Annotated in this window: 9 protein-coding genes; 2 read left to right on the forward strand and 7 right to left on the reverse strand. The window is 37.2% G+C overall.

Annotation, left to right across the window (positions count from 1 at the left end; genetic code table 11):
* Positions 1 to 3: 3 nt before the first annotated feature.
* Complete coding sequence (locus HMPREF3031_RS09355; protein ID WP_002481869.1) at positions 4 to 1,335, reverse strand: glucose-6-phosphate isomerase; 1,332 nt, start codon at positions 1,333 to 1,335, stop codon at positions 4 to 6.
* Between the two features lie 333 nt (positions 1,336 to 1,668).
* On the opposite strand from HMPREF3031_RS09355, the gene HMPREF3031_RS09360 reads away from it, so the two are divergent.
* Positions 1,669 to 2,871, forward strand: a complete 1,203-nt coding sequence (locus HMPREF3031_RS09360) for an argininosuccinate synthase (protein WP_002481868.1) — start codon at positions 1,669 to 1,671, stop codon at positions 2,869 to 2,871.
* Positions 2,864 to 4,237, forward strand: a complete 1,374-nt coding sequence (argH, locus tag HMPREF3031_RS09365) for an argininosuccinate lyase (RefSeq protein WP_002481867.1) — start codon at positions 2,864 to 2,866, stop codon at positions 4,235 to 4,237. The genes HMPREF3031_RS09360 and argH overlap by 8 nt, the downstream gene beginning before the upstream one ends.
* A 131-nt stretch (positions 4,238 to 4,368) precedes the next feature.
* On the opposite strand, the gene HMPREF3031_RS09370 is transcribed toward argH, so the two are convergent.
* From HMPREF3031_RS09370 to HMPREF3031_RS09395, 6 genes are all read right to left on the reverse strand, one after another.
* Complete coding sequence (locus tag HMPREF3031_RS09370) at positions 4,369 to 5,613, reverse strand: Glu/Leu/Phe/Val family dehydrogenase (RefSeq protein WP_002481866.1); 1,245 nt, start codon at positions 5,611 to 5,613, stop codon at positions 4,369 to 4,371.
* 109 nt (positions 5,614 to 5,722) lie between these two features.
* The gene (locus HMPREF3031_RS09375; protein ID WP_023015791.1) at positions 5,723 to 6,913 is read right to left on the reverse strand and encodes an ornithine--oxo-acid transaminase; all 1,191 of its coding nucleotides are present in this window, start codon (positions 6,911 to 6,913) and stop codon (positions 5,723 to 5,725) included.
* A 190-nt stretch (positions 6,914 to 7,103) separates the two neighbouring features.
* Positions 7,104 to 8,648, reverse strand: a complete 1,545-nt coding sequence (gene pruA / locus HMPREF3031_RS09380; RefSeq protein WP_070724841.1) for an L-glutamate gamma-semialdehyde dehydrogenase — start codon at positions 8,646 to 8,648, stop codon at positions 7,104 to 7,106.
* 262 nt (positions 8,649 to 8,910) lie between these two features.
* Positions 8,911 to 10,038, reverse strand: coding sequence for an NADH-dependent flavin oxidoreductase (locus HMPREF3031_RS09385; protein WP_002481863.1), 1,128 nt, complete (start codon positions 10,036 to 10,038; stop codon positions 8,911 to 8,913).
* A gap of 153 nt (positions 10,039 to 10,191) precedes the next feature.
* Positions 10,192 to 10,578 (reverse strand): S1 domain-containing post-transcriptional regulator Ygs, encoded by a 387-nt coding sequence (gene ygs, locus HMPREF3031_RS09390; protein ID WP_002481862.1) that lies wholly within the window; start codon positions 10,576 to 10,578, stop codon positions 10,192 to 10,194.
* 244 nt (positions 10,579 to 10,822) lie between these two features.
* Positions 10,823 to 11,488 (reverse strand): LPXTG cell wall anchor domain-containing protein (locus HMPREF3031_RS09395; RefSeq protein WP_142351319.1); only part of this gene is annotated, 666 nt, incomplete at its 5' end.

An 11,488-nucleotide genomic window follows, 5' to 3' on the forward strand; every position in this document is an offset into this window, starting at 1 on the left:
GAATTATAAACGTTCTTCTAATTCTTGTTTTTTATCTTCGTAACCTGGTTTACCAAGTAATGCGAACATATTTTGTTTATATGCTTCTACACCTGGTTGGTTGAATGGGTTAACACCTAATTGGTAACCGCTCATCGCACAAGCTAATTCGAAGAAGTATACTAAATAACCGAATGTTTCTGGATCAATGCTTGGCACTTTAACCACTAAGTTTGGTACTTCGCCGTCTGTGTGCGCAAGTAATGTACCTTCAAACGCTTTTGTATTTACTTCATCAATTGTTTTACCAGCAAGGTAGTTCAAGCCATCTAAATCATCTGCATCTTCTTCGATTGTAATATCGAATTTAGGATTTTCAACTTTAACCACTGTTTCGAATAAGAAACGACGGCCTTCTTGTACGTATTGTCCTAATGAATGCAAGTCAGTTGTGTAGTTAGCACTTGAAGGATAGATACCTTTGAAGTCTTTACCTTCAGATTCGCCGTATAATTGTTTCCACCATTCATTGAAGTATTGTAATGATGGTTCATAGTTGATCAACATTTCAGTTGTATAACCTTTAGCGTATAAAATATTACGTAATGTCGCATATTGATATGCGATGTTTTCAGACAAGTCATCTGATTTCAATTCTTCACGCGCTTTAGCAGCACCATCCATCATCGCTTGGATATCAATACCTGCAGCTGCAATTGGTAATAAACCTACTGCTGTTAATACTGAATAACGGCCGCCTACATCATCAGGTACTACGAATGTTTCGTAACCTTCATTTGTTGCTAATTGTTTTAAAGCACCTTTTTCTTTATCTGTAGTCGCAAAGATACGAGATTTTGCTTCTTCTTTACCGTATTTATCTTCTAATAACTGTTTAAAGAGTCTGAAAGCAACAGCCGGTTCAGTTGTTGTACCTGATTTAGAAATAACGTTGACTGAATAATCTTTACCGTCAAGGTATTCAATTAAATCATGTAAGTAAGTTGATGATAAGTGGTTACCCGCAAATACGATTTCAGGATATTCATCACTTGTTCTGAATGCTGAACTTAACATTTCAATCGCAGCACGCGCACCTAAATAAGAACCACCGATACCGATCACAACTAATACATCAGAATGTTCTTTGATGCGTTTAGCTGCTTCTAAGATACGAGAGAATTCTTCTTTGTCATAATCTACTGGTAAATCTAACCAGCCTAAAAAGTCGTTGCCTGCGCCTGTACCTTCGTGAATAACACGATGAATTGTTTTTACGATTTCTTGTTGTTGTGTTAATTCGTGTTCGTCAACGAATTTTAAAGCTTTACTATAGTCTAGCTCAATATGTGTCATTTGAACTGCCTCCTGCTTTTTGATTTCACTCATATTTTACTAAATTTCTGATAATACAATCAATAAAACTGTCTATGAAATTGAAGGACTCGTCTTAATTGTGAAAAAATCGTCATTTTTTACTATTTTTCTAGGAAATAAAGTGTTGTACATTCTATAGTTTTTATGAATTTTGCATACATTTAGAACAAGCCTTGCTGTCATAGGGTATAAATGAGTGAGATTTCATCTTTTTGTATATTTATGTAAAATAATGGTTTATTTCTCATCTTCAATCTGCTATGATAATAACATGTTAAAAAATTCAAACTATTCTAACGAGGTGTAAAGATTATGAAGGATAAAATCGTATTAGCCTATTCAGGCGGATTAGATACTAGTGTGGCAGTAAAGTGGCTGATCGATAAAGGTTACGATGTAGTTGCTTGTTGTTTAGACGTCGGCGAAGGAAAAGATTTAGATCAAGTTTATCAAAAAGCATTAGATATGGGCGCAGTAGAATGCTATATCATTGATGCGACTAAAGAATTCAGCGATGACTATGTTGCTTATGCAATTAAAGGTAATTTAATGTATGAAAACACATACCCAGTTGTTTCAGCATTATCTCGCCCATTAATCTCTAAAAAATTAGTTGAAATTGCTGAAAAAACAGATGCAGTAGGTATTGCACATGGCTGTACTGGTAAAGGTAACGACCAAGTACGTTTTGAAGTAGCCATCAAAGCGTTGAACCCTAAATTGAAAGTATTTGCACCGGTACGTTCATGGGGTTGGAGTCGTGAGGAAGAAATTGATTACGCAATCAAAAATAACATTCCAGTGCCAATCAACCATGACTCTCCTTACTCTATCGACCAAAACTTATGGGGCCGTGCCAACGAATGTGGTATTTTAGAAGATCCTTACGCAGCACCGCCTGCAGATGCATTTGATTTAACTCGAGAAATCGAAGATACACCAGATACACCTGATGAAATCGTTTTGAAGTTTGAAAAAGGAATTCCAGTAGAAGTCGATGGAAAAGCATATCCATTAGATGATTTAATTCTTTATTTAAACGACTTAGCAGGCAAACATGGTATCGGCCGTATTGACCATGTTGAAAACAGATTAGTCGGTATTAAATCACGTGAAGTCTACGAAACACCAGGCGCTGAAGTGATTCTGAAAGCACATAAAGCTTTAGAAACTATCACATTGACAAAAGATGTGGCACACTTCAAACCTGTGATTGAAAAACAATTCGCAGAACAAACCTACAATGGTTTATGGTTCTCACCTTTAACTGATTCATTAAAAGCATTTATTGATTCAACTCAAGAACATGTCAGCGGTGAAGTACGTGTGAAATTATTTAAAGGTAATGCGGTTGTAAATGGCAGAAAATCTCCATATTCTCTATACAACAAAGAACTTGCGACATATACAAAAGAAGATGCCTTCAACCAAGAAGCAGCAGTAGGATTCATTGAAATTTACGGCTTGCCGACTGAAGTCAATTCTATGTTGCATGGGGGTTATTCACATGAGTAAAAAAGCCTGGGGCGGTCGCTTCCAAGCAGAACCTGAAGCGTGGGTAGATGCTTTTAATGCTTCTATTCACTTTGACCACCTATTAATAGATGAAGATATTCAAGGAAGTATTGCACATGCGACGATGCTTGCACAACAAGGCATCCTTACTTCTGAAGAAAGCGACACCATTATTAAGGGACTCCAGGACATCCAACAAGATTACCACGATGGTAAAGTTGAATTTACAGAAGCTTTAGAAGATATTCACTTAAACATCGAACATGAATTAATCGAACGTATCGGCTCTGTCGGCGGTAAGTTGCACACTGGCCGCAGCCGTAATGATCAAGTCGCAACAGACATGCATCTCTATACAAAGAAAGCAGTCAAAGAAATCATTGAATTGATTCATTCTTTACAAGAGACGATTGTTTCACTTGCAGATAAACACGTCGATACGATTATGCCAGGTTATACGCACTTACAACGTGCACAGCCAATTTCTTTTGCACATCATGTCATGACTTATTTCTGGATGCTTGAACGTGATAAAGCCCGCTTTAACGATGCTTTAAAACGTATCGATATCAATCCATTAGGTGCTGCTGCTTTAAGCGGTACAACGCATCCGATTGATCGTCAGAAAACACAAGAACTTTTAGATTTCGCATCACTTTATGAAAATAGTTTAGACGCTGTAAGTGACCGTGATTATATTGTCGAAACAATCAATGCGATTTCGCTTGTCATGATTCATTTATCACGTTTCTCTGAAGAAATTATTTTCTGGTCAACAGATGAAGCAAAATTCATCACTTTATCTGATGCATTTTCAACAGGTTCATCTATCATGCCGCAGAAAAAGAATCCAGATATGGCAGAATTGATTCGTGGTAAAACTGGCCGTACTACTGGCCATTTAGTCAGCATGCTGATGACATTAAAAGGTTTACCATTAGCTTACAATAAAGATATGCAAGAAGATAAAGAAGGTTTATTTGATGCGGTGCATACAGTCACAGGCTCATTACGTATCTTTGAAGGGATGCTCGCTACATTGACTGTGAATACAGACCGTTTAAACGAAACCGTACACAAAGACTTCTCAAACGCAACAGAACTTGCAGATTATTTAGTGGAAAAAGATATTCCATTCCGAGAAGCACATGCGATTGTAGGACAAATTGTTTATTGGTGTATTCAACACGATTGCTATTTACTCGATGTGCCACTTGAAAAATATCAAGAATTCTCACCTACTATTGATGAAACGATCTATAGTTATTTAAAACCTGAAAATTGTTTGAAACGTAGAAAAAGTTACGGTTCAACAGGACAAGAATCCGTACGTCATCAAATTGAAGTCGCAAAAGCTTTATTATAATACGAAAAACCATTACCCGAGCGTTATCAGGTAATGGTTTTTTCATTCGTTATGATTTATAAAATTAAAAGTAAAAAAAGACCCTACCAGTTTTCACTGATAAGGTCTTAATTTCGTTATGAGCTATAAATTTAAGCCCAACCACGATAGCGTGCTGCTTCTGCAGTACGTTTAATACCGATAATGTATGCTGCTAAACGCATGTCAATTTTACGGTTTTGTGCTAATTCATAAATATCATTGAATGCTGTGATTAATTTATCACGCATTTTTTCGTTTACTTCATCTTCTGTCCAGTAGTAACCTTGGTTGTTTTGAACCCACTCGAAGTAAGACACAGTTACACCGCCGGCACTCGCAAGTACGTCTGGTACTAATAAGATACCGCGTTCGTGTAAGATACGTGTTGCTTCTAAAGTTGTAGGTCCGTTTGCTGCTTCTACTAAGATATCCGCTTTAATGTTTGGTGCGTTATCTTTTGTAATTTGGTTTTCAATTGCAGCTGGAATTAAGATGTCGCAATCTAATTCAAAGAGTTCTTTGTTAGAAATTGTTTCTTCAAATAAGTTTGTTACTGTACCAAAGCTGTCTCTACGGTCTAATAGGTAATCGATATCTAAACCTTCTGGATCAGATAATGCACCGTATGCATCTGAGATACCGACAATCTTAGCGCCTTTATCAAATAAGAATTTCGCTAAGAAGCTGCCTGCGTTACCGAAACCTTGAATTACAATTCTTGCTCCATTTAAATCAAGGTTTTTAATTTTAGCCGCTTGTTCAATCGCAATAACTACCCCTAATGCTGTTGAACGGTCGCGTCCTTCAGAACCGCCAAGCACAATCGGTTTACCAGTGATAAATCCAGGTGAGTTGAATTTATCTAATGCACTATACTCATCCATCATCCAAGCCATGATTTGTGAGTTTGTCATTACGTCTGGTGCTGGAATATCTTTAGAAGGTCCAACAATTTGTGAAATTGCACGTACATAACCACGAGATAATCGTTCTACTTCATGAATACTCATTTCACGTGGGTCACAGATGATACCGCCTTTACCGCCGCCGTATGGTAAGTCGACAATACCGCACTTCATTGTCATCCACATTGATAATGCTTTTACTTCATCTACGTTAACGTTCGGATGGAAACGAACGCCACCTTTAGTAGGTCCGACTGCATCATTATGTTGTGCACGATAGCCAGTGAAAGTTTTAACAGTACCGTCATCCATTCTTACTGGAATACGAACTTCTAAAAATCTTAAAGGTTCTTTCACTAAATCATACATACCGTCATCAAAACCTAATTTATGCAAAGCTTCTTTGATAATTTGTTGTGTCGATGCCACTAAATTATTGTTCTCAGTCATAATCCTTCTCGCCTCTTTTTCCTAACAATGATTTCGCTTTCATTTGTATTGTAACATAAGCGCTACCTTTTTAAAGGGTTTTCATTCCTTTTGTTACAACTTTTTGAACTCAGCTGAAAACCTTCTTAATTCTCTCTAATGCGTCATCAATTTCTTCCTTAGAAATAATCAATGGCGGCGCAAATCGAATCACCGTTTCGTGTGTTTCTTTGCACAATAATCCTTGTTCTTTTAATGCTTCAGCATATGGTCTCGCATTCTCTTTCAGTTCTAAACCGATGAATAAACCACGACCACGTACCTCTTTAATAGCTGGGTGATCAATCTTTCTTAATTCTTCTTGGAAGTAATCACCGAGTTCTCTTGAACGTTCTGCGAGCTTTTCATCTACTAACACATCTAATGCCGCAATAGAAACTGCTGCAGCTAATGGATTACCACCGAATGTAGAACCATGTGAACCTGGTGTGAAGACATCTAACACTTCATGATCAGCTGCTACAGCTGAAATTGGCAGTACCCCACCGCCAAGTGCTTTACCTAAAATGTACACATCTGGTTTTACATCGTCCCAGTCTGTCGCAAACATTTTACCTGAACGACCTAAGCCAGATTGGATTTCATCTGCGATAAATAAGACATTGTGCTCATCCGCAAGTTCACGAATCGCTTTCATATAACCTTCAGGTGGTACATTAATACCCGCTTCACCCTGAATCGGCTCTACTAAAATCGCAGCTGTATTTTCGTTAATAGCTGCTTTTAATGCATCGACATCTCCGAAATCTACTTTTTTGAATCCCTCTAGTAAAGGACCATAACCGCGTTGATATTCCGCTTCAGAAGACAATGATACCGGCGCCATCGTACGTCCATGGAAGTTGCCGTTAAACGCGATAATCTCAGCTTTATCTGGATCAATACCTTTAACTTCATAAGACCAACGACGTGCAGCTTTAACCGCTGTTTCAACTGCTTCTGCACCTGTATTCATTGGTAAGATTTTTTCTTTGCCTGTTAATTCACTGACTTTCTCGTACCAGTCCCCTAAATTATCACTGTTGAACGCACGAGAAACGAGTGTCACTTTATCCGCTTGATCTTTTAGTGCTTGAATAATTTTAGGATGACGGTGGCCTTGGTTAACTGCTGAATAAGCCGCTAACATGTCCATGTATTTATTGCCTTCAGGATCTGTTACCCAAATACCGTCTGCCTCAGAAATGACAATTGGAAGTGGCGTATAGTTGCGCGCCCCATAGTGTTCTGTTTTTTTGATAATATCTTCTGTTCTTGTCATAAATGATTCCTCCTCTATATCCCTTTGTTTTTATTTTTCTTATAGAATGTCACTCCATTGTATAGTTTCCACACTTTAAAATATTTTTGAAAAAAATCACATTATAGATACCGCATAATGCGACTAGAGCTATAATGTGATTTGTGTTGCTTACTTCAATCTTCTTTCAAGTTGTTTATATTGTTATATTTTATAGGTGTTCAGATACTGTACGACCTTGTAGGTGAAGCACTAGATAGTCTGGGCCACCTGCTTTAGAGTCTGTACCTGACATTTTGAAGCCGCCGAATGGTTGGTAACCGACAACTGCACCTGTACAACCACGGTTGAAGTAAAGGTTGCCGACCATGAAGTCGCGACGTGCTTGTTCGAGTTTGAAGCGGTTATTAGAAATAACTGCACCTGTTAAACCGTATTCAGTTGCATTCGCATATTCAATCGCTTGATCGAAGTCTTTCGCTTTACTGAAACCAACAACAGGTCCGAAGATTTCTTCTTGCATCACACGGCTGTCATAAGCTAAGTCCGCAAATACTGTCGGATATACAAAGTTTCCGACTTCATCGTCTACTTTACCGCCAGTTACTAAACGACCTTCATCTTCGCCGACTTTCAAGTAACTTTTAATTTTCTTCAATGCTTTCTCATCAATAACAGGTCCCATAAAGTTATTGTAGTCTGAAGCATCACCGACTGTTAAAGCTTCAGTTGCTTTTTGAACACGTTCTAATAAGTCATCGTAAATATCTTCTACTGCGATAACACGTGAACAAGCTGAACATTTTTGTCCAGAGAAACCGAATGCTGAGTAAACAATCGCATCAGTCGCAACATCTAAATCCGCTTCACTATCAACCACAATTGTGTCTTTACCGCCCATTTCTGCAATGACACGTTTCAAGTGGTTTTGACCTTCTTGGATTTTAGATGCTTTCTGCATAATGCTTGTACCGACATTTTTAGAACCTGTGAATGAAATTAAACCGACATCTTTATTTTCTACTAAGAAGTCACCGATATCACTAGAATCGCCAGGAATCCAGTTTACTACCCCTTTTGGAAGTCCTGCTTCTTCTAATACTTCCATAAATTTGTATGAAATAACCGGTGTGTTTGATGATGGTTTTAATAATACCGTATTACCTGTTACTACAGGTGCTACTGTTGTACCTGCCATAATCGCATACGCAAAGTTCCAAGGAGAGATAACGACAGAAACCCCGATTGGTAAATAATCAAATTGGTTGTATTCTCCTGGACGAGAGTTGACAGGTTTACCGTCTTTCAGTTCTAACATTTGACGTCCATAGTATTCCATGAAGTCAATCGCTTCTGCAGTATCAGCATCTGCTTCTTTCCATGGCTTACCGCCTTCTTTTGTAAGCAATGCTGAAAATTCGTGTTTACGACGACGTGTAATCGCAGCAGCTCTGAATAAAATATCTGCCCTAACTTCAGGAGCTACAGTACGCCATGTTTTAAACGCTTCTTTCGCCGCTTCTAATGCTTTTTCCGCTAATTCTTTATTCGCCTTAGAGACATAACCGATTGTCTCTTCTCTATTCGACGGGTTAAATGATCTTACTTTATCGTCTGTATAGATACGTTCACCATTAATAATGAGCGGATACTCTTTACCTAAGTCTTCTTCGACTTTTTTGAGCGCTTTTTCATAAGCCTCTCTGTTCTCTACTTTTTGGAAATCTGTAAATGGTTCATGTTTGTACGGAATCATTTTTAATCCCCCTTTGTTTAATATTAAAAATGGTATAAGAAAGCCCTTACATTTCTAATAATTACATAAAACTCCTATGATGTAAAAGGAAAAATGCTTAAAATTACGAAAATTTAAAATAGTGTGATTGCGCAAGACTGTCACGACAGGAAAAAGAAGATTCTACACAAAAATTAAAAAAGACCACACGATTAATACGTGCAGTCTTATATATAAATCTTAAACTTTCATATAATATGATTTCATTTCACTTACCAGTGAATTAATGTTCACCTTTTTCTGGTAATGGATAGAAACCATTATCAAATTGTTTCCATAAGTTTGGCGGTAAATTATGATTATCTTCACGAGTCGAATCAAAGTAAGAAATAATATCTTCTGTACGTCCTTCTTTAATCTTCTCAATGAATTCAGCATCTAACAAGATTTCTCGACCTAGCGCAATGAATTGTACACCTGTATTTAAAGCGTCTAGGGCCTCATCAGCGTTAAAGATTGAACCGATACCTACTAATGGGATTTTATCGTCAATCCACTCACGAATGAGCTCAATACGCGTTTTACCTTCATATTTGCCCTCTCTAGTTTTAGAGTGGATGTCCATCAGTGAAGCATGAAGATAATCTAGTGGTTTGCTAGATAAGTAACCTAATAATTCTTTAGTTTGTTCCATTTCAATGCCGTCTTCTTCTGGATCTTCTGGTGAGAAGCGGTAGCCGACAATAAAGTCTTTATCTGCGAATTTACGAACTGTGTTCAGCACTTCATCTACCACAGCAAGCGGATATTTATAAGGCTTGCTCCACTCATCTTGACGACGATTGTAGTGGCGTGAAACGAATTGGTGAATTAAATAATGGTTTGCACCATGAATTTCTACACCATCAAAGCCTGCTTCAATAACACGGCGTGTCGCTTCACCGAATGCTTTGATTGTTTCTTCTATTTCATCAGGTGTGATTTCACGCGCATGATGTTCTTCTTGTTGGCCGAAACTCTTCAATGAAATTGGACTTGGCGCTACGACATCTCCTTCTGGTGTTAAGTTAGGTAGAGATTGCGCACCAGCATGATGAATTTGTACAAGTGCTTTTGCGCCATTTTTCTTCATGACTTCAGCTAATTGTTTTAATCCTTCAATATCTGAGTCATGCGCCACTGAAGGCTGACCTGGGAAACCTTTACCAATGTCTGTCACATTACTCGCAGCACTGACACTGATTCCTACATCTTTAGAACGTAACTCCATATGTTTCAGCTCATCTTCTGAGATGGTACCATCTTCATTAGATGATACGTGTGTCAATGGTGCAAGCACAAAACGATTTCTAATCTCTACTCCATTTGGCAGAGTATATGATTCAAACAATGGTTCATATTTCATATCCATTTATACGTGCCTCCTAATTTATCTTTGTGCATTCATTTTAAAGCACCGATAAATAAATTAAAAAAGAATCGCTCAAATCATTTTGATGACAAAATAAATAAAAGGCCAATATACCACTTGCTTATCATGTCGTATATTGACCTTCATATGAGATTAGAGTTTATTTTCTCTAATCATTCTCTTAGACTGCGCAATCCAAACCGGTAAACGTTCTTCTAATGTTTGAAACCCGTATTTTTCGTTTTCTTTGATCTCATCCAAAACAGATTTTTTCTCTTTCTTACGTTCATAATTTTTAAAGTAGTCATTATCTTTTAATGACAAATTGAGTTTACCTTCTTCATCTATAGACAGTATCTTGGCTTTAACAATTTGTCCTTCAGATAAGAACCGATTTAAATTATGGACATAATCATTCATGATTTCTGATATATGAATGAGTCCTTCCGTGTTGTCAGGGGTTTCTACAAATGCGCCATAAGGTTGAATACCAGTCACTTTAACTTTTACGTGTTGTCCTGATTTATAGTGATTATTCAACTTAATAACCCCTTAATTTCGTATTATTTCTAACAATAACATCATAGCATAAATTAAAGAGGCTCACTAACCGTAACGGTATGATATTTTCGAATTTTTTGATTTATAGCGCAAATTTCACTGAAATAAATAAGATAAATCTCTACCTTAAAATCCCAATAAAAACACAAAAGCACCCCTGCTTTCGATATCGAATCGATCGCAGAGGTGCACACTTACTTAATCATTCTTTTGAAAGAACGGATTATTTTTCAGTGTTATCTTTGTCTTCATTTTTACGTTTTCTGAAGAACATCATTAAACCACCAATCGCAAACATTAATGAAGCGTATTGTGGGTCGATAGATGAAACATCTTGACCTGTTTCTGGTAATGCTTTCGCTTTATTTTTGCCTGCATTTTCAGCTTTAGCTTTAGTTGCTCCAGCTTTTTCAGCTTTTGTACCTTTTGTACCTTTAGATGTTTGTTTATCTTGTGCTTTCACATCAGATTTTGTATCAGATTTAGCTGTATTTAGTGTAGATTCAGTTGTTTTTCCTGTTTCTTTCGCAGGAGCTTTAACTTTTTCTAGACCATTCAATGCAGTTTCAACAGCTTTAGTTGCTTCTTTAATATCTTGAACAGAAACATTATCTGCTTTTTCAACAATGACTTTTCCATCTACAACTGCTTGATCTAATTTTTCAACAGATTCTGGAGTGTATTTAGATTTATCAATTGTTTCAGTTTTATCTAATGCTTTTTCAAGTTCAGCTAAAGCGTCTGCTTTGGCTTTCGCAACTGCATCTGCTTTATCTTGAGCCGCTTTAGTTTCAAGTGCTTTTTCTAAATCAGATTGTGCTTTATCTACAGATTCTTGAGTCGCATTTTGATCTGCTTCAACAGTTACTGCTGTATCTAATGCATCTTT

This window comes from Staphylococcus sp. HMSC072B07 (assembly GCF_001815505.1).
In the GTDB taxonomy this organism is placed as follows: Bacteria; Bacillota; Bacilli; order Staphylococcales; family Staphylococcaceae; genus Staphylococcus; species Staphylococcus simulans.

What these genes read in the sequence shown, in the direction of transcription:
- HMPREF3031_RS09370 (WP_002481866.1), bottom strand. Translation starts at nt 5,613, where the DNA reads ATGACTGAGAACAATAATTTAGTGGCATCGACACAACAAATTATCAAA.
- pruA (WP_070724841.1), bottom strand. Translation starts at nt 8,648, where the DNA reads ATGATTCCGTACAAACATGAACCATTTACAGATTTCCAAAAAGTAGAG.
- HMPREF3031_RS09385 (WP_002481863.1), bottom strand. Translation starts at nt 10,038, where the DNA reads ATGGATATGAAATATGAACCATTGTTTGAATCATATACTCTGCCAAAT.
- argH (WP_002481867.1), top strand. Translation starts at nt 2,864, where the DNA reads ATGAGTAAAAAAGCCTGGGGCGGTCGCTTCCAAGCAGAACCTGAAGCG.
- HMPREF3031_RS09360 (WP_002481868.1), top strand. Translation starts at nt 1,669, where the DNA reads ATGAAGGATAAAATCGTATTAGCCTATTCAGGCGGATTAGATACTAGT.
- HMPREF3031_RS09375 (WP_023015791.1), bottom strand. Translation starts at nt 6,913, where the DNA reads ATGACAAGAACAGAAGATATTATCAAAAAAACAGAACACTATGGGGCG.
- HMPREF3031_RS09355 (WP_002481869.1), bottom strand. Translation starts at nt 1,335, where the DNA reads ATGACACATATTGAGCTAGACTATAGTAAAGCTTTAAAATTCGTTGAC.